Source organism: Trinickia symbiotica (assembly GCF_003028655.1).
GTDB lineage: Bacteria > Pseudomonadota > Gammaproteobacteria > Burkholderiales > Burkholderiaceae > Trinickia > Trinickia symbiotica_A.
Map to the genome: position 1 here is coordinate 1 of NZ_PYUC01000029.1, position 24,845 is coordinate 24,845.

Consider the following 24,845-nt stretch of genomic DNA (forward strand, 5'->3'; position numbering starts at 1 on the left):
GTATTGACCGTAGCTGCCGGCAGGGATTTCCATCTCGCCAAGGCGCAAATCGGCAATCTCTTTGGGCTCTACGGTCATCATGCCATCGGTCAATGCCTTGAGCTCGGCCACGAATTCTTTCAACGTTTTTTGCTTCTGGGACATCAGGTTTCTCCAGTGGTGACTGAGGTAATCCGGTTTAACACCACTTCATTAGTAGTACGAATTACCAGTTAAAAATCAATTTACTTCTGGCGGCCAGGAATTTCGGGCGGCACGGCCAGTTTCGTCGTGAATGAAAAAGTAAGGGAAGATGTCAGTTCATACTGCTGTACATCATCGTTCCGCCAGTTATTGGCATCTGGCTACCGGCAAATTCAGCTTGCTGTCTCCGGGTGGGGATTCTTCCCAACGCGTGTTTCAGGTCTACGCCTGGATCGGAGATGCCTCGACAGCCGCTTTTCAATGAAATGCTGGACCAGGGTCCACAAGCCAGTGAGCGCAAGGTAGTACACCGAGACGCCCAAGTAGACTTCAAACGTCATGAAGGTAGCTGCTTGCAACTGCTCTGCAACGCGGAACATTTCAGCGACACCGATCACACTCAGTAACGAGGTCGTCTTCAGCATGTTGTTGAACTGATTTCCCAACGCCGGAACCAGCAGTGGCAACGCCTGCGGCATGATGATCCGATGCATTGTCATACCCGGAGTCATCCCAATCGCCTGCGCAGATTCCCACTGCCCTCGAGGAATGGCCGTAATGCTGGCCCGCGTGATCTCGCTCATGTATGCACCCTCGTGCATCCCGAACGCGAGAATGCCCGCGATCAATGCACCGCTGATCTCGAACGGACCGATATGCATCACAGCCGGAAAAAGATCGAATCCAACAAGATAAGGAAGGCCGAAATAAATCAGGACCAGCTGAACGAGAACAGGCGTGCCTCGGAAAAACCAGATATAAACTTGGTTGCCCCCTCTGAAAATTCGACTGGGAGCCATGCCGGCGATGGCCAGGACGAAGCCAATCACTGTGCCGAGAAACTGCGCGATCGCTGCTGCTACAACCGTTGCCACCAGTCCTTTGAGCAACGCGGGACTGGGCGAAAACACAAACTTCAGGAAGAAGCTTGGATCGAATACGACATGAATATTGGTTAACACAATTGCTTACCTCTCTCCTTGATCCCGCTTACGTCATGTCCGAGAGCGTGCCGTCAGTTCGAAGTGCGCCAACTATCCCGGATTTGTCTCTGTCAGAAGCAGGATCACGATCGACATGAACTGATCGGCGCCGGAATACCACGCTATGGCCGTCTCTCACACGCGGACCGCCCTTTGCTTTCTTCACTACATACAAAGCCCGCCAGCAAGACCGTCAATGCAGGACGCTATCGCCCGATAGCCGAGCCGTCTCCTCCGTAATGGCGCGCTGCAACGCCTCGTCCGTAACCGTTTCGCCAGCCGCCGTCAAACGCTTGCGCACGGCATCAACCAGAAGCTGGCGATGCGCTTTTGGTCCTTGCAGCGCGGCCGTGGCAAAACGGGCGCGCACTGCGTCAGGCCAGATTGCGTCGTACACCTTGCGCTCCGGTCCCATATCGAAGGCTGCTGGAGCGTTTGTCGAGCGACGCTCTGCCCGCGCGACATCCGTAGCGCCGTAGTTGATCGAACCGTCCGACTCAAAAACGACCCCATAGTCCTTAAAGGCTGCCTCGGCGGACAGCATGCCGCGCTGCATGTCGTTCCGTATCGCGTCAGGATCCCGGTCAAGGGGATCGCCAAACCCACCGCCGGACGGTGTAATGAGGCGCAGGACATCGCCGCGTTTGAGCTTGAGTACTGTTACGCGCTGAAGTACCTCCTCATCATCCTTGCCTGGATTCAATACAACCTCGGCCATCCGGCCAGGGTGCCCACCGTGCACGCCCCAAGGGCGAAAAGAAAATCGATTCATGCCGCGAATCGTCATGGTCGCTTCGGCATCTGTGTTCTCCATCTCCATCAGGAGTGCAGCACCGCTGCGCCAGCGGCCGGGCGAATAGCTGTCTTCGAGAAGACGCGTTGCGTGAACAAACAACACCGTCTCAACTTCAATGACCTCAGTCGGAACGCTTTTCAGATATCCGGAACGCGAGTCGATTGCATCAGTGCCATCGCTTCCAGCGCGCCCCCCGCCACCGCCACACAGCGGGTTGATGACACTGACCCGTCGCTTTCCGCTGCGCGGGTCTCGTGCGCTCAGCACGATCACCGCCGACATGCCCGGACCCGAAGCCGTCAGCCCACCCTTCACAGCCTGCTGCAGACAGCCAAGCAACGTGTCATAAACGCGCGTGCTCGCCGCGACCCGCGAGCCACCTGCGGCAGGAAACTCTGCATTGATGACGGTGCCTCGCGGCGCATGCATCGTGATTGCGCGCAGCAAGCCGGCGTTCCGGGGCGCATCCGGTTCTACGGTGAGCAGGTAGTAAAGGAATGCCTGGACGGTGTATGGATGCGTACGATCGCCACTAACGAAGTTGTACGCCGCTGGGATCTGTGGGTCTGTACCATTGAAGTCGAACGTGACGCCGTTCCCATGGACGCGCATTGCGCAACGGATATAGGTATGCTGCCCCGGCTCAATCCCCTCCAGGTAGTCACCGAACTCATAGATACCGTCAGGAATCTTCGCAATCACTGCTCGCGCTTTCATTTCCGCAAACGAGAGGACGTCACGCATACCCTGCTCGACCACGCTTCGTCCATACGCCTCGCACAACTGGTGAAACCGTCGGTCCATGCTCTGTAAAGCCGACAGCATGGCTTTCATGTCGCCCCAGAGATCGTCCGGAATCCGGCTGTTATCGAGCAAGAGACGACGAACGTCCTCGTTTATCTCACCCTTCTTGTAAAGCTTGACGGGGCGGATGCGGATCCCCTCCTGGAAAACTTCGGTGAATGCAGGCGAAATGCTTCCGGGTACTGCGCCCCCGATATCTGATGCGTGAACAAAGCCCCATGAGAACGCGATCAGTTGTCCTTCGACGAAGATCGGGCGGACCATCGTAACGTCCATCATGTGAGTGACGAGACCATCGGTCGAGAATGGATCGTTCGTGAGGAAGCAGTCGCCCTCGTCAATGCCGAGCTCGTGCAACTGCTCGATCGTCTTCTGAAGAGGAACGCCGATGAACGAACTCACACCTGATTGACTCGGGTACGCAAAGATTTCTCCCTCAGGCGTGGCGACTGCGCACTGATAGTCCTGCACCAGCTTGACGAACGTCGTGTGAGCTGTGCGATACATGACCGCTGACGCTTCCTCGACGATCGCGGTGAAACGGTTATTCATTACTGCTGTCCGGACCGCATCCATCTCAAGACTCCTTCGTCAACAGGATATTGCTGTGCGAATCGACAGTCGCCAGATAGCCGGGCGGCACAAAAATTGTCGTGTCGTTCTGCTCAATGATCGCTGTCCCTTGCAGCGAGTCTCCGGCACACAGACGTTCCCGAGCGTAGACTTTGCACGCCCCCGCCGACCGTCCCGCAATCTGGATATCCCTCAGCCCAACAAGCGCGTCAGCCGCGCGATCCTGGCGAGACGAAACCTCTTCAGGCGTCGGGATGGGCAGCATCCCCCTGATGCGCACGCGGAACTCGGTAAATTCCACAGCCGCCGATGGGTCGGAGTGCGCGTAAAGTCGCTCGTGCTGACGATGGAACTCCTGCTCCATTGCTGCGACATTGCCCGTCTTCGCCGCGTCAGCCGGCACATTCACCGTCAACTGGAACGACTGCCCGCAATATCGGGCGTCCGCACGATATTCGAGAATGGTTTCCTGAAGGCCCGCGCCAACGTTCTGGCCCGTCAACCATTGATGTGCACAGGTCTCGAGCGAAGCGAATTCCGCTCGCGTTGTTTCGGCATCGACAGCAATGCCCTGCATGCTTTTCACGTTATCGTGCGTCAGCCCTGCTACCAGTCCGCCAAACGCGCAGAAGACCGATGGCATGCCAGGGACGAGTACGCGACCGATGCCAAGCTCCGCCGCCAGCAGCGGCCCGTGGAGCGAGCCGGCACCACCATAAACAACCAGCGTGACGTCGGCCGGGTCGAGACCATAGCGCGCAAGGTAAGGCAGGACACTTGCGACCATGTTCGACGTAGCAACCGTGAGGCATGCCTCAGCTGCCATCACCACGTTCGTACCGAGCGCTTCTGCTATCGGCCGCATCGCTGTTTGCGCCGCTGCCAAGTCCAGAGTCATCCGCCCGCCGAGGAAGTGGTCCGGATGGATCAGGCCACAAAGCAGGTATGCGTCGGTCACCGTGGGCTGCATCCCACCATGACCGAAGCAGGCAGGACCCGGCCGCGCTCCGGAACTGCGCGGACCAACGCGCAACACACCTCCATCTACCCAGCAGATTGAACCACCACCCGCTCCAATTGCTTCGATACCGGTAACCGGCATCATCAACGGGAAATCACCGACTTCTGCTTCGCCAGTAATCGACGGTTCCCCGTCCTGAATAAGCGAGATATCTGTGCTGGTTCCGCCCATGTCCATGGTGAGCATGCACCGCTCATCAAGAGAGACACCAAGGTACTGCGCCGCGGACACGCCGGAGGCCGGGCCCGAGAGCAGCGTATGCACGGGCAGCGCCCGAGCCTCTGCGGCAGCCAGCGCGCCACCATTCGACTGCATGATGAAAAGCTTCGAGTCGGGCAAACGCTCGCCAAGCCAACGTTCAATTTCCGCGATGTAAGCGGTCATCCGAGGCTTGACGTAGGTATTCAGCACTGCAACGATGGCGCGCTCGTATTCACCAATCTTTGGCCAGATGTCGCTGGAAACCGATATGTTCTGGATACCTGTCGCCGCAATGATTGCGTCGCGGGCGGCATGCTCATGCGACGGGTTACGGAAGCTGTGAAGAAAAGCGACGGCAATGCCCTCGACCCCAGCCTCTTTGGCTTGCAATGCAGCTCGTTTAACGGCGTCCAGGTCGATTTCCTTGCGCACACGACCTGCTGAGGTCATGCGCTCCGGAATTTCAAAAACCAGCTCGCGTGGCACGAGAGGCTGCACGCGATCCCCGAGAAGATCGATCGCGCGACGCAGGCGCAGGCGCTGCAGTTCGAGAATGTCGCGAAAACCCTCCGTCGTAAACAGCGCAATCGCCGGTCCGTTTCGCTCAATGACGGTGTTGGTAGCGACGGTAGTACCGTGCACAACAACGATCTGCTCCTCAGCGCGAGGTTTCATGCGTTTGAGCATTTCCTCGCAGCCAGTCTTGAAGCCCTCTGCAAAGTGAGGCGGCGTCGAGGGGACTTTCAACGTCTCAACTTTCTGCTCTCCTCCTTCGCGCCATGCGGCGAAGTCGGTGAACGTCCCGCCGATGTCTACTCCGATCTTAAGCATCTTATCTCCGTGTCTTCTCACGACAAGGTTCGCTACGTTGCATTAACCGCGTTTCTCCAGACACGAGGCGCGGTTGCCGCGCACCACTGGGTGAATCTGGACGTATGACGCTCAGTCCATGCATCGGGTGAATGCAGGGCAAGGCACTTCCAGGCTTCTCTTCCAGGTTGTTCACCAGCGAGGCTGCAAAGCCTGGCACCGGGGATCACTGGCCGTCTGTTCACGATGGATGTAGCTTATGTTCAATTCGCGAAATGTACAATATGTTTTTTGTTATTGAACTAACAGCGCAACCAATCTTCCGCGGGGCACCCGTTCGCTGGCAGGTTTGAGAACTGATTTCGTCGGGGCGCCCTTGGTCGGAAGGCTGCCAATGGTTGCTTCACGATGCGACTCGTCAATCTACGGGGCCAGATACCAAGCGCCGCACAGCGCAAGTCGTGACTGGAGCGTCGTCGAAGGCTGCTTCACGCCTGACCACCGAGCGTCCAGCCTTCGTGACAGCGAAGCCAGGCATACCGCGTGAAGCAGTTGCTGACCATCGGATGGGAGGAAAGAAATGTGGGAGATCAGAGAGCGCCACTCATGTGGGCTTTATCCTCGGGATGGCCACCTACCTAAAAAGGGCCGACACAATGATTTGCCTACTCCCCGGTCTCCATTCTAGTTTCACTTAGGGGCAGGGATGGGCCGAATTACATGCAACGACGCCGTTTTCGATCCCCCAGCGCTTGATCAACTGCGTCATCCCGCCACTGGCGTTCATCTTGTCAATCGCGGCCTGCACCGCATTTTTCAGATCGACATTTCCCTTCGGGATCGCAATGGACATCGTTTTCGGCGGCACCGGCACTCCACCAATCGAAAACCGCCCGCGAGAGCGCGACATGTAATAATTCATAACCACCGTATCGCTCACCAGAGCGTCGACCCGTCCAAGGCTCAAATCCTGGAAGGCGACGGCATTTGTTCCCAATTCGACAATGTCGATCGGATGTCTTCCACTTACTTTCAAATCGTCGCTGATCTTGTGCAGTGCCTTCGAATTATTGCTGCCAAGCAGTACAGCAACGCGTTTCCCCGAGAGGTCTTCGAATCGGGTCAAATGTTTTGGATTCCCAGTCGGAACCAGTAGGCCGGACCCAAACCTCCAGTAGTCAACCAGCTCATACCGTTGCGCGCGCTCTGGCGTTTTGCCGAGACTGGCAACTGCCAGATCGCACTTTCCGGTGTCGAGTGCAGCAAAAAGACCGGAGAACTGATAGTTGTCTATCTTCGCCGCGACCCCCATCGATGTCGCAATATCATTCATCATGTCGACGGCCGCACCCTTCGGTGTCACACCATCATCTGCGATACCCTCTGCTGGTGGGTTCTCAAGATCCGAACAGAAGGTCAAGATCTTCTTCGCCTTAATCGATGCGGGCGCCTCAACCGAGGCTGCCGCCGCCGCCCAGCTTTGAGCAGTCAACAACACAGCAGCCCCGACTACTGCCATACCTTTGATCCAGCGCATACAGACTCCTACATGTGTTAACCAATGTGCTTCGTTATCCCCACCGAAGCTTTCGGCCGGTCGAAGGTCGCTCGACGCTTTTCACCGCGTCGAGGTGTCTCTCTCGCCCGGTGCCGCGATAACAGTTCGCCCTTGCCGGGTTTGACTTAAAAGCGCACTGGCCAGGTGTGGCAGCCCCGTCAGAACTTATGGGTGATGCCGACGCGCACGTCGCCCTGCGTGCTAGCCAGCGACGGCGTTGTGTACCAGCCCAGTTCTGGATTAACCCCTGACGAAGCCTTCACGAAATCGCCCGATAGATACACTGTGGTACGTTTGGACAACGAGTACTGAACGCCTGCCGAGACCTGATTCCACGTATGTCCCTGGAGGGTATCGTGCTGATAGCCTGCGGCCACCAACCACGCCGGAGTCAGTTGATACGTCGCCCCGCCTTCATAGACATGCATATACGACGTCATATTCTTGTGGCCAAGTTCGGTGTTGGTGAAGTTGGCCATCATGGTCAGCTTGCCGATCTGGTAACTGCCACCGATCGCAAAAATCTTGTACGTATCGAGCACAAAGTTCGAAACGAGGTCCGTCTCCACGTTGTTCGACACTGTCGCCACCGTTTGACCAAAGAAGACTGGCGTACCAAGGCGGTTATAAGGATCGATAGCATATCCGGGCAAGGAGGCGTACGCGACACCCAGACGGACGGGACCATTGGTGTAATTACCACCCACCTCCCACGCACTGCCTGTGTGGAAACTGCCCGCAACGTTGCTGAACGAATACATCACACCAGCCCTGAACCCAGCAAATTTGGGCGTTGTGTACTTCACGGCATTGGGCAACCGCGTACAACTCATCCGGTCGATGTCACCCTGATGAATGCCGTATCCGCTTGCAATGAAGCTCACGTTGTAGTCGCAGACATAGTCCGAAATAATGTCGTACTGGTCACCCATCTGCAGGGTGCCCCACGTCTGGTTGTCGAGGCCCACCCACGATTGACGGCCGAATACGGCCCCGCCGTTCGCTGCCTTTCCGGTATTGACGTTGAAGCCGCCTTCCAGGGCAAAGATGGCTGCAGTGCCGCCACCGAGGTCCTCCCGGCCTTTGAAGCCCCAACGGTTACCGTGTGCAATCCCGCTATCCATCTTGATGTTTTTGTGTCCGCTCTCGTTGGACACATACGTGATGCCATCGTCGATCAATCCGTATAAGGTCACCGTGCTCTGTGCGTGGGCAACGCCGACCGTCGAAGTCAATCCGCCAAATGCAAGCATCATTGCAACCTGCTTTTTCATCGCGACAATCCCTTTATCATTTAGTATTCCTAATTATTTGCTTAATACCCCACAATCGGTGGATGAACTTCCGCATCGATACGGTGCACCCTTGTGGAACTGCGCCGCTCAGCTACGTTGACGGCAGCTTATGTTCGCCAAAAAAAATGTACAATGTGTTTTTTGTTATTGAACTAAAATCTAGGGGAAGTCCTGAGCGGTCCTGTCGAGCTTGATCGCGGATGGCTGCCCGCGCGCGGGTGGGCCCCCAACGTTGCGGCAGCTCCTCGCACATCAGTTGCGTCAGAGCAACGCCTGAACGAAGGGCGTAGTCGTCCCGGCCGTCGGCTTGCGCCGCTCGAAGCTGTACACTTCGCACTATGTTATTGAACATAAGAGAAGCGAATGGACGTCCAGTCATTTGTTGAGCAAGTCAGCGCGAGGACGATGCGCGGCATCGCGTTAGAGGTTGCGGAACTGATCCGCAGTGGCGCAATCCCGGTCGGCACTCAGTTACCGCCGGTGCGCGACCTTGCCGAGGCGTTTGGCGTGAGCCCGGCTACCATTTCCGGCGCGTGGAAACAGCTTCGCGCGGTGCGCATGGTGAGCGGCGGGGGTCGTACCGGTACGTGGGTACGCGGTGACCAGACGTCCCTCAGACCGGCGCGCTATGAAGACTTCGCGAACTACGGCGAGAACATCCAGGCTGATCTGCGTTTTGCATCGCCCGATCCGGAATTGCTGCCTGATCTCCAACATGCATTGGCTAAAGCGCATTTGGCCCACAACCTCCACAGTTACGTCCGCGAGCCGATTTCGCTCGAGTTGAAAGCCGCCATTGCCGGCGATTGGCCGTACAAGGACTGCACCTTTACAGCGATCAATGGGGGGTACGATGGACTGCATGCGGCGCTGCAAATGGTCATCGTACCCGGTGCCACGGTAGCAATCGAAGACCCGACCACCTTGCGTGCGTTCGATATCCTTGAAAAACTCGGTGCACGGGTCATCGGAGTGGATTGTGATTCACAAGGCCCGCTTCCTGAATCGCTGGCTGCCGCGTTGCAACAGCGTCCTGTGGCTTTCGTCTATCAGCCTGGATCGCACTCGTTGACCGGGAAGCGAGTCAGCCCGAGCCGGCTGAACCAGTTGCGCAAAGTGCTTACCGGCAAGTCAACACTGATCATCGAGCTTGATGGCCTCGCGGGCTTGGCCAGTGCGCCCCCGCTGACCCTGGGTTCCGCATTTCCTGAGCGGACTGTCCATATTCGTACTTTCTCAAAGTCCCTGGGAACCGACTTCAGGCTTGCAGTGTTCTCAAGCACCGAAAAATTCGCGGACCAGGTTCAGGCATATCGGAACTTCCGCGAAGGCTGGACCAGCCGGATTCTGCAATGCATTGCGGCAACACTTCTCACGGATCCCGAGTCACTGCGTGAGGTTGCCACTGCTCGCGAAACGTATGCAAAGAGGCGTGGCGTTCTGACTGATGCACTCGCGGAGCGAGGGATAACCGTGTCGGGGCAAGATGCGTTGTGCATCTGGCTTCCTGTATCCGACCAGCAATACGCTTTGGTAACGCTCGCTGCACGCGGGATTGCCGTACAGCCAGGTTCACGGTTCCAGGTCACACCGAGACCGCATATCCGTGTCGCCACGAGCTTCGGGATGGACCAGGTAGATACGATTGCCGACGCTCTGGCGCAGGCAGTCGGCGCACTCGATGGCCCGATCTTGCGCAGTTGATTACGGCTTGGCCTGCATTGCGGCTACGAGTCCGTGACCGAGGTTGTCCAAAATCGCATTGAGCAACGCCACCGGCGAAGGAAAATAGTGCCTGGGACATCTGCCGACCGGCACCACGAAATGCAGATGGAACGAAAACGGCCAATAAAGGCCGGGACCGTACAATAAATCCGCGCTTCAGACTTAATGGAACGTGCCTGGCTCTTTGTTCAAAGTACCGATCCATTCAGCAGGTATCGTCACCAAGACGAAAACCAAACTTCCCACCAGGTCCAGGCCTCGTCCTTCCTATCTCAATACAGGCCGGTGGGATTTGGATCGTGGCTGACAATCACATTCTTGATGTTTTGGTAGTGATTCAACATCATCTTGTGATTCTCTCGTCCAATGCCCGATCTCTTGTAGCCGCCGAACGCTGAGTGAGCAGGATAAAGATGGTAGCAGTTGTTCCATACGCGTCCAGCCTGGATGCCCTTGCTCATACGGTGAGCAACCGAAATATCTCGCGTCCAGACAGCTGCAGCGAGGCCGTATTGCGTGTCGTTAGCGATATGCAACGCCTCTTCCTCGGTCTTGAAAGTTGTTACCCCTGCCACCGGACCAAAAATCTCCTCTTGGAAGATGCGCATACTGTTTTCGCCGCGGAACATCGTCGGCTCGATGTACCAGCCCCCTTTCAGGTCGCCCGGAAGATCCGAAGTCCGACCGCCACTAAGACACGTTGCGCCCTCCTCGAAGCCAAGTTTGATGTAAGACATGATCTTATCGAACTGTTCCTTCGATGCTTGGGCGCCAATCATGGTGCCAATATCAAGCGGATTACCAACCTTGATACCTTTCACGCGCTTGATTGCACGTTCGATAAAGCGCTCGTAGATCGACTCTTGCACTAGGTACCGCGACGGACATGTGCAGGCCTCGCCTTGATTGAGCGTAAACATCGCAAAGCTCTCAACCGCTTTCTCAAAGAGAGCATCGTCTTTCGCGGCTATGTCATCAAAATAGATACTGGGTGACTTTCCGCCTAGCTCCAAAGTCACAGGAATCAGATTCTCCGCTGCATAGCCCATGATGAGTTGCCCCGTCGTTGTCTCTCCTGTAAATGCAATCTTGGCGATACGGGGACTACTCGCGAGCGGCTTACCTGCTTCCAGTCCGAATCCGTTCACGACATTCAGAACCCCAGGCGGCAAGAGATCCTGGATCAGCTCCACTAGCACCAGAATCGAAGCTGGCGTCTGCTCCGCCGGCTTCAGCACGATACAGTTACCCGTGGCCAATGCGGGCGCGAGCTTCCAAGCCGCCATCAACAGCGGAAAATTCCAAGGAATGATTTGGCCGACTACCCCGAGCGGCTCTTTGTAGTGGTACGCGTACGTCGAGTTATCGATCTCCGAGATCGTCCCCTCTTCCGTGCGGATGCACGAGGCAAAGTAACGGAAGTGGTCGATAGCCATAGGGATGTCGCCGGACATCGACTCGCGCAAAGGCTTACCCTTTTCAATAGTCTCCGCTACCGCCAGTAGCCTGAGGTTTGCTTCCATGCGGTCTGCAATTTTAAGCAAAATGGATGCACGTTCCGTCGGCGATGTTTTTGCCCAACTAGCCTTTGCCGCGTGTGCGGCATCCAATGCTGCCTCGATGTCACTCGCGTTTGAACGCGGAACTTCGCAGAAAACCTCCCCGGTAATCGGAGTCGCGTTCTCGAAATACTGACCGGCGAGCGGCCCTTGCCACCTCCCTCCAATGTAGTTTCCATAGCGTTTCTTGAACGGGCTCTTAACTCCAACGTTGGATGCATCGAGAAGCTTCATGGTGATCTCCTAATTGTTTAATGCACTGAAACACCAGTGTTGCCAGAACTGAATCGTTTCAGATCCGACTAGCCGCAGCCGGCTATTTACTATGTTGAAGACGCGTTAAGCGGTGCATTCAACTGTCGACGGAAGCCTACGCTGCGTCTATCGAACCCTCTAGGACTTTTCCGCCATCACATCAAACGGCACAGGTGAGCAATCACCATTACACAAGGAAGTTTTGGCTAAGATCGATTCGGAATTTGCGGTTTCCTGCTTCCTCAGTCTGTGAGACCTTAGTCCGTCAGCGAGCGCCGATGTGCCAGCAACGCCATCAGACTGCGATCGCGCCAGCGACTGCGTTCCTCGATACGATCGCGCGATAGCACTCTGCGGCGCTCGGCGTCGAGTTCGTCCAACGTCTCGGCCGGCCAGTCGAACGGCACGCGCGTCGCGGCGATATCGCGATAAGTGCCCCTGTAGCGCGACGCGTAATCGGAGACGCCACCCGGAGCGTTCAGATCGATGGTCTCGAACGGGCCCATGAAGCACCAGCGCATCGCCAGCCCGTCGCGCATCACGGTGTCGAGGTCGGCAGCAGTGGCATAGCCCTGTTGGTAGAGGCTCAGCGCTTCATCGAGCACAGCGCCTTGCAGACGGTTGAGCAGGAATCCCGCGATTTCGCGCCGGACAATCACAGGCTTTTGCCCCACCTGTTCGTAGAACGCAAGCGCCCGTTCCAGCGTCCCCGGCGAGGTCCACGGCGCGCCGCACAACTCCACAAGCGGCACAAGCGAAGGAGGATTCACCGGATGCCCGACGAAGCAGCGCGCGCGGCCCGGCAAACCCCCAGTAAACTTCGATACGGGCAAGCCCGAGGTCGAGCTGGCAAGCAGTGCGTCGGGCGGGGTCAGCCGATCCAGTTCGGCGAACAGCGCAAGCTTAGCCTCGACGACTTCGGCGATGTTCTCCTGCACAAGCACGGCGTCCCCGACCGTTTCTTCGAGCGTGCCGCATGCGGTGATGCGCGCGAGGATTGCATCGACCGGTTCCTCGATCAGACCAAATGACGCAAGATCTTCGACGCTCTGGCGAATGGCGGGCAGTGCGCCCTTCAGCATCTCTTGCGAGGCATCGTGAATTCTCACGGTAGCGCCGCTGCGCGCGAACACGATTGCCCACGCGCGGCCGATACGCCCCGAGCCGATTACGGCTGTTCTCTTTGTCTGCATACGATCTATCCTGACTATAGCGGGCTTATGCACTCTCCATCACGATGAGATGTAGAGGCCACCATTGATATGAATCGTCTCGCCTGTCAGAAAGCTCGCTCCATCGCTGCACAGAAATGAGACCACCGTAGCCACTTCGCGTGGGTCGCCCATGCGCTTGAGCAGCGTGTTGGCGAGCCACATATCGCCATCGCTCTCCATGATTGCGCGAACCATCGGCGTATCAATGATGCCTGGCGATACGCAGTTCACGCGCGTGTGCGGTGCAAGTTCTTTCGCGAGACTACGTGCAAACGCGAGCACGCCACCTTTGGCCGCGCCGTAATGCGAATGCCAGATAACACCGGCGTGGCCCGCGAGCGATGCGACATGCACCATTGCACTGCCCTCGCGCAGATAGGGCATAACAGCTCGCGAAACATAGAAAGTCCCGTCAAGATTGATAGCGATGATGCGGTGCCACTCCTCGTCCGTCATGTCGCGCGTGGGACTCTTCGGAAAGTGGCCCGCCGAGGTCACCAGGAAATCGATGCCGCCGAAGCGCTCATTGCACAGCCGAGCAGCGGCGTCGGCATCTGCGGATTGCGTCACGTCCACCTTTGCCACCGCGATGCGCTCGCCCGACGGATCGAGCTCCCGCGCGAAGTCTCGCAGCGCCTGCTCGTTGAGGTCGGTAAGCACCATGTTGGCACCGCACGTGTGGAACTCGGCCGCGATGGCCCGAGAAATGCCGCCGTTGGCGCCGGTCATCAGCAGCGCACGCCCTTTGAAGTCATACATTCTTCGTCTCCTTACTTGTTGTTCACCACGACGTATAGCCGCCGTCTACCGTGAGAATCGTGCCAGTGCAATAGCTCGCTGCATCGCTCGCGAGGTACAGCACCGCGCTTGCGATCTCGTGCGTGTGGGCGAGGCGGCCCATCGGCGTCATCTCTTCCCAGCAAGCGAGCCAGTCTGGATTGATGTCGCGCAAAGGCCGGGTCATCTCAGTCTCGACGTAACCCGGCGCGACCGCGTTCACGCGCACGCCGGTCTTCGCCAGCGCGCAAGCCATCGCTTTCGTCGTCATGTGCATCGCGCCCTTGCTCGCCATGTACGGAATCGGGTTGTGCGGCTTGGTCACAACGTACCCACACATCGAGCCGATATTCACGATGCTGCCGGCGCCGCGCTTCGCCATGTGGCGGCCGAATTCGCGGCCGCACCAGAAGGCGGCGTCGGAGTTGACTTGCATTGTGCGGGTCCAGACGTCGTCAGGCGTGTCGAGGAAATCGGTAACGATCGCTATGCCCGCGTTGTTGACGAGAATATCTACCGCGCATTCTTCGTTCAGCTGGCGCGCCAGCTCGGCTACGGCGTCCGGTTGCGTAACGTCGATCTGGCGCGCCATGGCGTCAATGCCGAGGCTCTTGAGCCTATCCTCGGCGGCACACCCCGTATCGCGATCCAGCTCGGCGATGACGACACTCGCACCCGCCTCGCCCACCGCCTTGGAAATCTCGAGCCCGATACCGCGTCCCCCGCCGGTCACGACAGCGCGTCGACCGTCCAAGCGAAACTTTTCCAAATACATGATTCCTTCTCCTATCGTCTTTACCATCGCGAGTTTCGCTGGCCCTCCTCACGAGAGATGATGGACGTCCTCGATGCCGTACACGGGCGTGTCGATGCCCTCCATCCGTGCTTTGAGCTGAATGGCGAGATACTTCGAGTAATGTCGCGACTGATGCAGATTGCCGCCGTGGAACCAGAGCGCTTCCTGCTTTGTCGGCTTCCACATGTTGCGCAACTCGCCCTCCCACGGCCCAGGATCGCGAATGGTGTCGGAGCCGAGCCCCCACACTTTGCCAACCTTATCCGCCACCTCCTGCGAAATGATTTCGGCCGCCCAAGCGTTCATGGAGCCGTAACCGGTCGCGTAGACGATCAGGTCCGCGCATAGTTCGCTGTCGTCGCTGAATACCACCGAATGCGCTTTGATCTGCGCGATGCTTACGCGAGACTTCAGCTTGATCTCTCCGTTGGCGATCAGTTGCGACGCGCCTACGTCGATGTAGTAGCCCGAACCGCGCCGCAGATACTTCATGAACAGGCCTGAATCATCTTCGCCGTAATCGAGCATGAAGCCAGCATCTTCGAGAGAGCGATAAAACGCCTCGTCTTCCTCGCGGATGCGCTGCATCAGAGGTTTGTGCATTTCGCCAAGCAGCCGATACGGAATCGACGCGAAAATCAGATCGGCCTTTTCCACATCGATGCCGCGCTGCAGCGCGCTTTCCGAATAAAGCGGCTCCAATGCGTGCTTCATCTGCGTGGCCGAGCGGACCACCAGCGTGCTGGAGCGCTGCACCATCGTGACATCGGCGCCTTCTTCCCAGAGGGCGGCGCAAATGTCGTGCGACGAGTTGTTGGAGCCCACCACGATCACCTTCTTGCCGCGCCACCCTTCCGGCCCGGCATGCTGCGATGAATGCTGCTGCACGCCCCTGAACACGTCCTGCCCCGGATAAACCGGTACGTTCGGCTTGCCAGATACACCGGTCGCGAGCACTAACTGCTTCGGATGCAGCATGATCGCTTCGCCTTTCCGCTCCACGACGACAGTCCATTCCTGCTTGGCCTCATCGTAGGTCGCCGAGCGCGCCGTCGTGGAACCCCAGAAGTTCAGCTCCATTACGTTCGCGTACATCTCGAGGAAGTCGGCGATTTTGTCCTTCGGAGAGAACACCGGCCACGTTTTTGGAAACTCGATGTATGGCAAATGGTCGTACCACACCGGATCGTGCAGGCAGAGCGACTTGTAGCGCTTTCTCCACGAATCGCCAGGCTTTTCGTTGCGCTCGACGATGAGCGTCGGCACGCCGAGGTGACGCAACCGCGCCGCGAGCGCGATGCCGCCCTGACCGCCACCGATGATCAGCGTGTACGGCTGTGTCGAAATACCGAGCTCGTCGACTTCTTTCTGTCGCTTCTCGCGCCACGTCTGCCGATCCTCGCGCGCGCCGTGCTCCGCGCCGATCGGCCGGCGCGTGCCAGATGCTTCCTCGTGCCCCTTCAGTTCGTTGACGAGAGTCAGCAGCGTCCAGGCCTTTCCGTCTTTTAGCCGCACATGGCCGATGCAGCGCGCCACCGGCGTCTCAAACGTGAGCCATGAGTCGATTACGCCGCCCGTGTCGATGGGGTCCTCGCTCGCGGCGAAGCCGTAAGGCTGCGCCGTGCCGAGCGTCGCGGTAAGCATGTGCTCGATGGCCGGCCTTCCTTCGACTGTCTTGATGTTCCACGTGAGCGCGAGCATGTCGCGCCAGAAACCATGCTCGGTGAAGAGGCCCGCGACCTTGGTAGCATCACCGCTGGCAAGTGCATCGTTGAATTCGGCAAGCCACTCGCTCAGCTCGATGCGGGCCCGTTCAAGCGACGTCGCAGGTTCGAAGTCGGTTACTGCATTCATATCATCTCCATTGCTCATGGATGTCGGAAAAATGGTTTCAGCCAGCGACCGGGTTCTCTGCATCGCTGACAGTGGATCGCTCAAGCGGCGCCACATTTTGCTGATCGACCGCTCTCGCGAGGGCGAGGCGTCGATTGCGGCGCAGGATCAACACGCGCGCAAGCGTCACCGCACCCACCAGCACGACACCGTTGAAGACCGGCTGCACGTATGAATCCGCGCCGAGCATAAAGAGACCAGTCGTGCCGGTGCCGACGAGATAGACCGCGAGAAACGCGCCCCAGATGTTGTAGAAGCCGAGTCGGAACGAGGTTGCGCTCAAAAAGGCCGCTGCGAACGCGGGTAAGAGAAACGCCTGCGCGGCGGTTGGGTGTCCGGCGCCGAGCCTTGCCACCTGAATGAATCCAGCCAACGACGCAAGCGTACTCGACACGACGAACGACATAGCGATATAGCGAGGAAGATTCACCCCGATTAGCTTTGCCGCGTCAGGGCCCCCGCCGACCGCATAAAGGCGCCGTCCGACCGGACGATAACTAAGCATGAACCACATTACTGCCGCAATCGCCAGTGCATAGAGAAACGGCAGCGGCACGAAGCCCAATAGCCGCGTTTGCCCGAGCGCGAGAAAATCAGGCGGAATACCTTTGTAGATCACTTGCCCACCGGAATATAAGAGCACGATGCCAGAAAGCACGCTGCCCACGCCGAGGCTCACGACCAGCGAATTGAGTTGAAGGTAGCCGACGAGCACGCCCATCAACAGACCGATCAGCGCGCCGATTGCGAGCACCGCGACCAGCACGAGCGGCCACGGCCACTGATTATTCGATTGCAGACCCGCCGTGAGCATCACGCCGAGACTCGCGATAAAGCCCGGCGCGACATCGAACTGTCCGACGATCATCGGCACCATCACGCCTACGGCGATGAGGCTGAGTACTGCGCCGTCGCTCATGATGGAGCCGGCGTTTTCCAGCGTGGCGAACGAATCGGGCCGGATGAGAGAAAAGAAGCCGATCAGCATGAGAAGCGCGATCAGCAGGCTAAAGCGGCTGAGAAAATGATTGATGCGACGCATGTTGACTTCCTGTCAGCAATGAAAACTTATCTCGCGAACCGCGCGGCAGTGTTTTAACGCTCGTACACGGCGCGATTGATCGTTTCGTGCGTAAGCTCCGCACCGTGGTATTCGCCGACCACCTGCCCGTCGCACATGACGATGATCCGATCGCAGAAATCGACAAGGATGTCGAGATCCGAATCGAACACAAGCGCACCGATTTTTCGGGTCTCCACGACGCCGCGAATTGTGTTGAATATCTCAGTGCGTGCGCCGATGTCGATTCCCTGCGTGGGCTCGTCCAGAATCAGCAGTTGCACTTCCCGACGCAACCACTTGCCAAGCGATACTTTCTGCTGATTACCGCCTGAGAGATTTTCGATGGGCGTGCCGGCGCTTTCGGTCTTCACCTTCATGCTGCGCACGACCTCGTCCGCCGCGCGCCGCTCCCGTGCAGGCACGATGCCGATGCGGCTCATCAGCTGGCCGAAGTCCGCCATCACCGAGTTCTCCGCGACGCTCAAGCCGTGAAACACGCCGCTGCGGCGCTCCTGCGGCACATACGCCAGGCCCATATCGACGAGCGCTCGCGTCGAAAGATTCGTGATGTCGGCATGGCGCAGGCGGATGCTTCCGGCCTGCGCCTTTTGCAATCCGAAGATGAGCCGACCCAGTTCCGAACGTCCCGATCCGACGAGTCCCGCGACACCGACGATCTCCCCGCGCCCGACATTCAGATCGACACGACGAAGCCGGATGCCCGACAGGCCACGTACCGTCAGCAGCGGCTCAATCCCGCGCGCCGCCGTCGCCGAACGGGCCGCGGCCGGTCTGATCGCTTTATTGACGATCAACCCGACGAGCTTTTCCTTGTCGATGGAAGAGGTCGGTCCATGGAACACTATCGCACCGTCGCGCAATACGGACACTTCGTCTGCGACTTGCATCACTTCTTCAAGCCGATGTGTGATGTAGAGAATTGCGACGCCGCGCGCCTTCACGCGGCGCACCATCTGCAACAGGTGGTCGACTTCGGAGACGGGCAGGCGCGCCGTCGGCTCGTCCAACACCAACACCCCACCGCTTTCCGGCAGGCTGTTGAGCGCGCGCGCGATGGCGATCATCGACTGATGCGCGGGACCGAGCGACCCTACCGCCTCACTCGCGAGGGTGGCAATGCCGTAATCGTCGAGCAACTTCTGCGCACGGTGATGCTGCTCGCGCCAGTTGATCGCGCCCCGGCGTATCGTGAAACCACAGGCGAGGCCCAGGTTCTCGGCGACCGACAGCGAGGGTACGAGCCCCAGGTCCTGATGCACGAATGCGATGCGCTCGCGCGCCCCGTGCCCGGTCGGCGAAATCTCGCCGCTGTCCGGTTCGTGATAGCCCGAGAGAATCTTGACGAGCGTAGACTTGCCGCACCCATTCGCGCCGAGCAGCGCATGCACGCGGCCCGCGCGAAAGTCGATGCTCACGTCCCTCAGGGCGCGAGTGGCGCCGAACGATTTATTCAGGCCGCGAATCCGGACGCGCACTTGCTGGTCATCATCGAGAACATCGCTCATTTCTGCACTCCCCACAGCTTGCGATAAGCCGCCCGGAAGTCGTAGCCGCCCTGCCAGCCGTGTGACATCTCGTAGTCGCTGAGCGTACTGATATTGGTCTTGTCGAACAGCCGCACCGGAATGCCCTGATTGACGGTGGGCTGGCCCTGCATTAACCGGTTCAGGTTGTCGATAACCGCGTACGCGTCCCATTCGCGCGGATCGGCCGCGCATACCGCTTCGACTTGCCCGTCCTTGATGAGTTGAAGACTCTCGGCATTGCAGTCAAAGCCCGCGCCGCGCATCTTCGACGACAGCCCCGAGGCGATTAGCGCGCGCGACACTCGGCTCATGCAAGCATCGAAGCACCACCCCCAGTTGATCTTCGGATTCGCCTGCAACGCCGCCGTGGCGATCGAACCGGGCTGCGTGTCGATGTTCGCCATCGGCCATTCCTTGACAGTGACCTTGCAGTCCTTGCATTTTTTCGGGTCGGTCAGGACATTCTTCGTGCCAACCCACTGACCGTTGCGCGTGACATAGAGATCGGTATTGAGCAGAATCAGCGCGTTCACGTTGCCGTTCGACTTCCAGATCATGTAGTTCGCCAGCGCCTCGCCGTGCTTGGCGTAATCCCACGACACATCCGGTATCGTGTCCGGCGTGTTCTTCAGCGTGCCGAGCGTGATCAGCGGAATCTTCGCTTTGAGTGCACGCGCCACCCCATCGGAGACGGTCGTCGTATCGACGAATTCGAGCACGATGCCGTCGTACTTCGCATCGATCGCGGAATTCAGCGCCTTGTTCTGCTCCTGCGGATCGCCCCGCCCATCGAGCACGTTGACCTGCCAGCCCAGCGCCTTGCCCGCCTCGACCATGGCGCGTGAAGCGCGCGCCGCGCCATCGGCTGCCTCGCAGCACGACACGACCGCGATGCGCTTGCCGGCAAGCGGCTTCGGACTCGATGACGGGCCTCGCCATTCGATCTTCGCGGTCATCAACTGCTCGGCGGCCATCTTTGCCGCCGACGCTTCCGGCGTCAGCGGGGCATCGGCTGCGACTGCATGCACCACCGGAATCAGCACGGCGAACAACGTCGCCGCGCCCCACGCGTGCTTCAACGTCACGGCACAGCGCGTCCGAGCGCTTTGACTCCAGCCGCGCATCGTCATCAAGATTGCCTTCATGTTTGTCTCCGTCAATTTATGATCGTCGCAACGCCTCTGAGAGCACGTGACGATTGTTTTATGCACATTTGTAATAACCGGGTTTTGCTTAACTGCTTCGCTTCTGACGATCCTCAAGGGCGCCCCCCACTCGTCTTAAGCTTTTGCTACACAATTTCGCCACAGCAACGCATCGGCAACGTCCGAGGCATTGCAGCTAATCTGGCAGCAAGCCTACTTAGGCCATTTCCAATCGACTAGGACTTTTGCGCCATCCTGGTGACCACAGAATCGATCAATCCAGCCGCAGCCGCTGCGTCTTACGCAGCGGGTCTCTCGGTACTATCCCCGAGAGGGGAAGGACCAATGGTTGATGGATAATAGTTTTGCTAGCGTTCATTCCGAATTGGAAAAATTGATTAGCGCTTTTGCCCTTTACATCCCCGTTCGCCGCTCCTAGTACGCCGCTCGCGGTGCATCAGGTCGGAGGCCGCGAAAGCTAGGAGGAATCATGCAATTCGAAGCGTGGAATGCCGCGCTGCGTCACAACTGTGGTCATTTTTTCGCGGTACCGCGCAGGGGGCAAAAGGCCATCGAAGGCCACTTTTGCCCGCATGACGTAGCTGGGCTCAGCATCGTAGACATCGCCTGCAACATCGAGGGGATCGATCGTCCCATCGAGGGCGTTCGTAGAGATGGGAGAGAGTATCTTTTTCTCCTCGCGCCAATCTCCGGCCAGATGCAAATGGAGCAAGACGGCGAGCGAAACGTCTTGAAGCCCGGGGAGCTCTATCTTCTTGATTCAACGCTTCCAGCGAGTATTGGCTTTGGCAACGCCTTTTGTCGCTACATTGCCGTGCATATTCCTCGTGCGCTGCTGCTACTGGACGCGCCTGCAGGGCCTATCGGCGGCTCGCCGAATTTCGCCGACCGAACCGCTCTCCTGCGCTTGTATCGTTATGTGATGACCTTGAGCGATATGAAGCGAGGTGGTGACGCAGACCTCCTGCTTGGACTCACTCGAGCAACGTTTTCCCGCAACGACGCCTCTCGCCCCGCGCACGCGATGCGGACGCAACAATCGCGCTTCGCGTTGGCCGTCCGAGAAATTGAAAGCTTCTTGAACTCTGATGAGCTTTCGCTTCCCTGGCTAGCTCAACGCCTCGGCATATCGACGCGTCAGCTCGACCGGGATTTCGAAGCACACGGGACCAGTTTTATCCAGACGCTCCGCACCAAGCGCTTAAAGCTCGCCGCAGAGTATATGGATGTCGCAGCTCGTTCTCGTCGTGCTATCAGGATCAGTGACCTAGCTCAAGATTCCGGCTTTCGAGACTTGTCGAATTTTAATCGCGCTTTCAAGGCCGAGTTCGGCGTTACGCCAGGAGATTATCTTCGCGGAGGCTGTCAAAACGCAGTGCAAGAGACGGCACATTCTCTCTAAAATTTTGCCTCGGAAGAAACTTTAAGAATCCGTAATGTGCTCTGATCGAGCTTCCCCAGAGCGACGTGGGAGTGCATTGCTGTCTAAGTAGCGGCCAGCGAAACAGAGCAACTCGTTGCGATGAGCCGCTCTCGTTTCAAACAGCATTATCGACAGGCGCACTCGAAACGAGCACCCTCGCGCGCAGCGCCGACGTAACAGAGTCGATGAGTCCATCTGGCGGCGCAACACCGATTCGGGAAAGTGCCTGCTGCACGCTAATCACACGTTCGGCGTCGTAGGACCTTCCGCTTTCGATAGCCCGCTCGAAAGCATTGGCGAGCCGGTTGATCTTCTCTGGATCAGCACTGACCAGGAGCACCGCATGAGCTAACACTGCATGCAGCGGGGCGTGCGATCCGCGCACGTCCGGTCGCACGGCACGCCAGTATTGCGCGGTACCAGCGATCTTTCGTGCATCGCCCCGAGGTCCCCACGCAAGATTGAAGCGTCCGTCGCAGAAGGAACCTTCAACCGGCTGCCAATGAGTTTGAAGCCCGAATGTGCCCAGCGCCTCGCGCAGGATCTCACACAGATGCCTATAGACCACCTCAGAAAATGGGCCCACGGTGCCCCGCACCGGATAGGCCAGGCTTAGGTTGACTATCCCCGGCCCCTGCGGCACCAGCCCACCGCCAGACATGCGCAAAAATACCGGGCAGCCGCGCCGTGCGAAATCAGCTCGAGCGCTTTCCAGTTTAGCGAAGCGCCGGTAACTGCGCGGTACCACCAACGACATCGGCGCCTGCCACAGATGCGCGACGCACTTGCCCGCGGCGGCCTGCGACAGCAGCGAGATCTCCGCCGCGAGGGGATCGGCGGAATCTGCATCGACGTCGATGATGTGAAATGGCATATGCACGTGAAACGGCTTGGGGAGAGAGGAACCGGATCGACGCTTAGCAAAGTAGTGTAAAGTGGCGCCGCCGTTCGCATTGACCGATTGACTTGTGACCAGCGTCAATGACTTTCACCTACTCGTTTGTCATGCGAGTAAAACTCGCCGCGGCGCCTGCCGCGGCGGTGCGGTCTGCTGCTCGAGCGGTCAGCCTGCGGACAAATGCCGTTGCAATGCGGCGTTCACCTCGCCGGCCTTTTCAAGCATGGCCATGTGGCCAGTGGCGTCGAACAGGACCACCTGTGCGCCAGGCGGTGCGTTGGCTGCCTGGTCTGCGGGAATGACGCGATCGTCTTTGCCCCAGAAAACAAGTATGGGCTTGCCGAATGTCCGCAGATCGCCGACCAGCACGGCCGACTGCTTGCCGTCCTTGAACAGCGCGGCGCTCAATTCGGCCAGCAACGGCTCGACCCCGTCCATGCGTTTGAACTTGAGCATGTCATCGATCATCTGGCGACTCACCAACCCCGGATCGGCGAACAGTTGCTCCAGCACCGGCTTGAGGTCGCGGCGAGACTGAGCCTTGACGAAGCCGTCGGTATAACCCGCGTTGATGGCAGCATCGAAACCAGCCGGGCTGACCAAGGCCAGGCTGGCCACGCGTGCTGGCGCGTCGAACGCCATCTGGAGGGCGATGGCGCCGCCCATCGAATGACCCACCAGATGAACTGGCCCGCTCTCGCCCACAGCATCCAAGAACTTCAACACGAAGGCGGCCAGCGCCGCCATGGACGTGCCAGGCAGCTTGGTCTGGCTTTGCCCGTGCGCCGGCAGGTCCAACGCGATCACCGGGTGTTGTTCCGCCACCGCGTCGAGATTGAACAGCCAGTTGTTCAGGTCGCCACCGAAGCCGTGGATGAACAATACGGGCCGGCCCTCGTCCGGTCCGCGCCGCGCGTAACGCACGCGGATACCATCGACGTCGGCATAGTCGAACGTCGGCCCCCCGTTCTCGTCTTCGCTGTCGATAGCCGGCACCTCGAACGCGGCGATGTAAGCTTCAATCTCGGCATCGCTGACATCCGTCTCTGCCAGCACGCCCAGCAGCGCCTTGACGGGCAGTGTCTCGCCGCTCTGCGCGACAATACGGCGCAGCAGTCCGGGATCCGAGGCTTCCACCGCGTTGGAAATCTTATCGGTATCGACATCGACCAGCGCCTGCCCGACTTCGATGCGCTCGCCTTCCCGAACCAGCCAATCCTGCACGGTGCCTTCGGACATCTCCAGCCCCCACTTGGGCATCACAATCGGGATAATGCCGGCCATCAGTGCTGCCCTCCGTTCATCGTGCGGCGAGCTGCTTCCGCGATCTGTCCGGCACTGGGGATATACAGGTCTTCTAGTGTGGGCGAGAACGGCACCGGCGTATGCGGCGGGCAAACCATCTCGATGGCCGCCTTCAGGGCACCGAACGCGCGCTGAGCCACCTGCGCCGAGATATCGGTGGCGATGTTGCAGCGTGGGCTGGCCTCGTCCACCACCACCAAGCGGCCAGTGTTCTCGACCGTTTCCAGCACCGTGTCGATATCCAGCGGCGACAGCGTGCGCAGATCGACTATCTCGGCCTCGATGCCCTCCTTGGCGAGCGCCGCGGCCGCCTCCAATGCCCGATGAACCATCAGGCCGTAAGTGACGATCGATACGTGTTTGCCGTCGCGCACGATGTTGGCCTCGCCAAACGGAATCGTGTACGAGTTCTCCGGCACCTCGCCTTCGAGGCCGTACAGGTTCTTGTGCTCGCAAAAAATCACCGGGTCGTTGTCGCGGATGGCCTGGATCAGCAGCCCCTTGGTGTCATAAGGCGTGGACGGGCACACCACCTTGAGGCCGGGAATGTGGGTAAACAACGGTGTCAGCATCTGGCTGTGCTGAGCGGCGGCCCGAAAGCCGGCGCCGACCATCGCGCGGATCACCACTGGCGTTTCGGCCTTGCCGCCGAACATGTAGCGAAACTTCGCAGCCTGGTTATAGATCTGGTCAAAACACACGCCCATGAAGTCGATGAACATCAACTCGGCAATCGGCCGCATGCCACACGCGGCTGCACCAATGGCCGCCCCGACGTAGGCTGACTCGGACAACGGCGTGTCAAGCAGTCGATCGCCGTGCTTGGCATACAAGCCCTTGGTCACGCCGAGCGCACCACCCCACGCGTCTTTTTCGCCGTTTGCGCCGGCACCGCCGACGATATCCTCGCCCAACATGATCACGCTCGGATCACGGCTCATTTCCTGATCGATCGCTTCATTGATCGCCAGCTTCATACTCAATTTGCGGGCCATGGTTA

At 58.7% G+C, this 24,845-nt stretch carries 18 protein-coding genes and 1 pseudogene; 2 read left to right on the plus strand and 17 right to left on the minus strand.

What is annotated here, in order from left to right; all coding sequences use genetic code 11:
• Positions 1-356 precede the first annotated feature (356 nt).
• From C9I57_RS31455 to C9I57_RS31475, 5 genes are all read right to left on the minus strand, one after another.
• Positions 357-1,145 (minus strand): amino acid ABC transporter permease, encoded by a 789-nt coding sequence (locus tag C9I57_RS31455; protein ID WP_107154413.1) that lies wholly within the window; start codon positions 1,143-1,145, stop codon positions 357-359.
• Positions 1,146-1,359: 214 nt separating this feature from the next.
• Positions 1,360-3,342, minus strand: a complete 1,983-nt coding sequence (locus C9I57_RS31460) for a hydantoinase B/oxoprolinase family protein (RefSeq protein WP_107154414.1) — start codon at positions 3,340-3,342, stop codon at positions 1,360-1,362.
• Between the two features lies 1 nt (position 3,343).
• Positions 3,344-5,392 (minus strand): hydantoinase/oxoprolinase family protein, encoded by a 2,049-nt coding sequence (locus tag C9I57_RS31465; protein WP_107154415.1) that lies wholly within the window; start codon positions 5,390-5,392, stop codon positions 3,344-3,346.
• A gap of 673 nt (positions 5,393-6,065) precedes the next feature.
• Positions 6,066-6,908 carry an ABC transporter substrate-binding protein gene (locus C9I57_RS31470; protein ID WP_107154416.1) on the minus strand — a complete coding sequence of 281 codons (843 nt, stop codon included), beginning with the start codon at positions 6,906-6,908 and terminating at the stop codon, positions 6,066-6,068.
• Between the two features lie 179 nt (positions 6,909-7,087).
• Complete coding sequence (locus C9I57_RS31475; protein ID WP_018439693.1) at positions 7,088-8,203, minus strand: porin; 1,116 nt, start codon at positions 8,201-8,203, stop codon at positions 7,088-7,090.
• A gap of 384 nt (positions 8,204-8,587) precedes the next feature.
• Here C9I57_RS31475 and C9I57_RS31480 point away from each other — a divergent pair, with 384 nt between their 5' ends.
• Positions 8,588-9,928, plus strand: coding sequence for an aminotransferase-like domain-containing protein (locus C9I57_RS31480; protein ID WP_018439694.1), 1,341 nt, complete (start codon positions 8,588-8,590; stop codon positions 9,926-9,928).
• Positions 9,929-9,931: 3 nt separating this feature from the next.
• Here C9I57_RS31480 and C9I57_RS33560 read toward each other — a convergent pair.
• From C9I57_RS33560 to C9I57_RS31525, 9 genes and pseudogenes are all read right to left on the minus strand, one after another.
• Positions 9,932-10,060: pseudogene (locus C9I57_RS33560) on the minus strand (HTH-type transcriptional regulator ArgP); the annotation flags it as partial.
• A 161-nt stretch (positions 10,061-10,221) separates the two neighbouring features.
• Positions 10,222-11,742 carry an aldehyde dehydrogenase family protein gene (locus C9I57_RS31490; protein WP_107154417.1) on the minus strand — a complete coding sequence of 507 codons (1,521 nt, stop codon included), beginning with the start codon at positions 11,740-11,742 and terminating at the stop codon, positions 10,222-10,224.
• A 278-nt stretch (positions 11,743-12,020) separates the two neighbouring features.
• Positions 12,021-12,956, minus strand: coding sequence for a 3-hydroxyacyl-CoA dehydrogenase (locus tag C9I57_RS31495; RefSeq protein ID WP_107154418.1), 936 nt, complete (start codon positions 12,954-12,956; stop codon positions 12,021-12,023).
• 39 nt (positions 12,957-12,995) lie between these two features.
• Complete coding sequence (locus tag C9I57_RS31500) at positions 12,996-13,736, minus strand: SDR family NAD(P)-dependent oxidoreductase (RefSeq protein WP_107154419.1); 741 nt, start codon at positions 13,734-13,736, stop codon at positions 12,996-12,998.
• A 22-nt stretch (positions 13,737-13,758) separates the two neighbouring features.
• On the minus strand, positions 13,759-14,529 hold the full coding sequence (locus tag C9I57_RS31505) for an SDR family NAD(P)-dependent oxidoreductase (protein ID WP_107154420.1): 771 nt from the start codon (positions 14,527-14,529) through the stop codon (positions 13,759-13,761).
• Positions 14,530-14,577: 48 nt separating this feature from the next.
• A complete protein-coding gene (locus tag C9I57_RS31510; RefSeq protein ID WP_107154421.1) occupies positions 14,578-16,404 on the minus strand; it encodes an NAD(P)-binding domain-containing protein in 1,827 nt (608 codons plus the stop codon).
• A gap of 37 nt (positions 16,405-16,441) precedes the next feature.
• Positions 16,442-17,485: an ABC transporter permease gene (locus C9I57_RS31515; protein WP_107154422.1), complete on the minus strand. Its 1,044-nt coding sequence runs from the start codon at positions 17,483-17,485 to the stop codon at positions 16,442-16,444.
• A 53-nt stretch (positions 17,486-17,538) separates the two neighbouring features.
• A complete protein-coding gene (locus C9I57_RS31520; protein WP_107154423.1) occupies positions 17,539-19,032 on the minus strand; it encodes a sugar ABC transporter ATP-binding protein in 1,494 nt (497 codons plus the stop codon).
• Positions 19,029-20,198 (minus strand): sugar ABC transporter substrate-binding protein, encoded by a 1,170-nt coding sequence (locus C9I57_RS31525; RefSeq protein ID WP_107154424.1) that lies wholly within the window; start codon positions 20,196-20,198, stop codon positions 19,029-19,031. Before C9I57_RS31525 ends, C9I57_RS31520 begins: the two co-directional genes overlap by 4 nt.
• A 490-nt stretch (positions 20,199-20,688) precedes the next feature.
• On the opposite strand from C9I57_RS31525, the gene C9I57_RS31530 reads away from it, so the two are divergent.
• Positions 20,689-21,621 carry a helix-turn-helix domain-containing protein gene (locus tag C9I57_RS31530; protein WP_107154425.1) on the plus strand — a complete coding sequence of 311 codons (933 nt, stop codon included), beginning with the start codon at positions 20,689-20,691 and terminating at the stop codon, positions 21,619-21,621.
• 136 nt (positions 21,622-21,757) lie between these two features.
• On the opposite strand, the gene C9I57_RS31535 is transcribed toward C9I57_RS31530, so the two are convergent.
• The 3 genes from C9I57_RS31535 to C9I57_RS31545 form a co-directional block, all read right to left on the minus strand.
• Complete coding sequence (locus C9I57_RS31535; RefSeq protein ID WP_107154443.1) at positions 21,758-22,516, minus strand: lipoate--protein ligase family protein; 759 nt, start codon at positions 22,514-22,516, stop codon at positions 21,758-21,760.
• Between the two features lie 189 nt (positions 22,517-22,705).
• Complete coding sequence (locus tag C9I57_RS31540) at positions 22,706-23,824, minus strand: acetoin dehydrogenase dihydrolipoyllysine-residue acetyltransferase subunit (RefSeq protein WP_107154426.1); 1,119 nt, start codon at positions 23,822-23,824, stop codon at positions 22,706-22,708.
• Positions 23,824-24,840: an alpha-ketoacid dehydrogenase subunit beta gene (locus tag C9I57_RS31545; protein ID WP_020566083.1), complete on the minus strand. Its 1,017-nt coding sequence runs from the start codon at positions 24,838-24,840 to the stop codon at positions 23,824-23,826. Before C9I57_RS31545 ends, C9I57_RS31540 begins: the two co-directional genes overlap by 1 nt.
• Positions 24,841-24,845: the final 5 nt, after the last annotated feature.

What these genes read in the sequence shown, in the direction of transcription:
- C9I57_RS31460 (WP_107154414.1), bottom strand. Translation starts at nt 3,342, where the DNA reads ATGGATGCGGTCCGGACAGCAGTAATGAATAACCGTTTCACCGCGATC.
- C9I57_RS31465 (WP_107154415.1), bottom strand. Translation starts at nt 5,392, where the DNA reads ATGCTTAAGATCGGAGTAGACATCGGCGGGACGTTCACCGACTTCGCC.
- C9I57_RS31470 (WP_107154416.1), bottom strand. Translation starts at nt 6,908, where the DNA reads ATGCGCTGGATCAAAGGTATGGCAGTAGTCGGGGCTGCTGTGTTGTTG.
- C9I57_RS31475 (WP_018439693.1), bottom strand. Translation starts at nt 8,203, where the DNA reads ATGAAAAAGCAGGTTGCAATGATGCTTGCATTTGGCGGATTGACTTCG.
- C9I57_RS31480 (WP_018439694.1), top strand. Translation starts at nt 8,588, where the DNA reads ATGGACGTCCAGTCATTTGTTGAGCAAGTCAGCGCGAGGACGATGCGC.
- C9I57_RS31490 (WP_107154417.1), bottom strand. Translation starts at nt 11,742, where the DNA reads ATGAAGCTTCTCGATGCATCCAACGTTGGAGTTAAGAGCCCGTTCAAG.
- C9I57_RS31495 (WP_107154418.1), bottom strand. Translation starts at nt 12,956, where the DNA reads ATGCAGACAAAGAGAACAGCCGTAATCGGCTCGGGGCGTATCGGCCGC.
- C9I57_RS31500 (WP_107154419.1), bottom strand. Translation starts at nt 13,736, where the DNA reads ATGTATGACTTCAAAGGGCGTGCGCTGCTGATGACCGGCGCCAACGGC.
- C9I57_RS31505 (WP_107154420.1), bottom strand. Translation starts at nt 14,529, where the DNA reads ATGTATTTGGAAAAGTTTCGCTTGGACGGTCGACGCGCTGTCGTGACC.
- C9I57_RS31510 (WP_107154421.1), bottom strand. Translation starts at nt 16,404, where the DNA reads ATGAATGCAGTAACCGACTTCGAACCTGCGACGTCGCTTGAACGGGCC.
- C9I57_RS31515 (WP_107154422.1), bottom strand. Translation starts at nt 17,485, where the DNA reads ATGCGTCGCATCAATCATTTTCTCAGCCGCTTTAGCCTGCTGATCGCG.
- C9I57_RS31520 (WP_107154423.1), bottom strand. Translation starts at nt 19,032, where the DNA reads ATGAGCGATGTTCTCGATGATGACCAGCAAGTGCGCGTCCGGATTCGC.
- C9I57_RS31525 (WP_107154424.1), bottom strand. Translation starts at nt 20,198, where the DNA reads ATGAAGGCAATCTTGATGACGATGCGCGGCTGGAGTCAAAGCGCTCGG.
- C9I57_RS31530 (WP_107154425.1), top strand. Translation starts at nt 20,689, where the DNA reads ATGCAATTCGAAGCGTGGAATGCCGCGCTGCGTCACAACTGTGGTCAT.
- C9I57_RS31535 (WP_107154443.1), bottom strand. Translation starts at nt 22,516, where the DNA reads ATGCCATTTCACATCATCGACGTCGATGCAGATTCCGCCGATCCCCTC.
- C9I57_RS31540 (WP_107154426.1), bottom strand. Translation starts at nt 23,824, where the DNA reads ATGGCCGGCATTATCCCGATTGTGATGCCCAAGTGGGGGCTGGAGATG.
- C9I57_RS31545 (WP_020566083.1), bottom strand. Translation starts at nt 24,840, where the DNA reads ATGGCCCGCAAATTGAGTATGAAGCTGGCGATCAATGAAGCGATCGAT.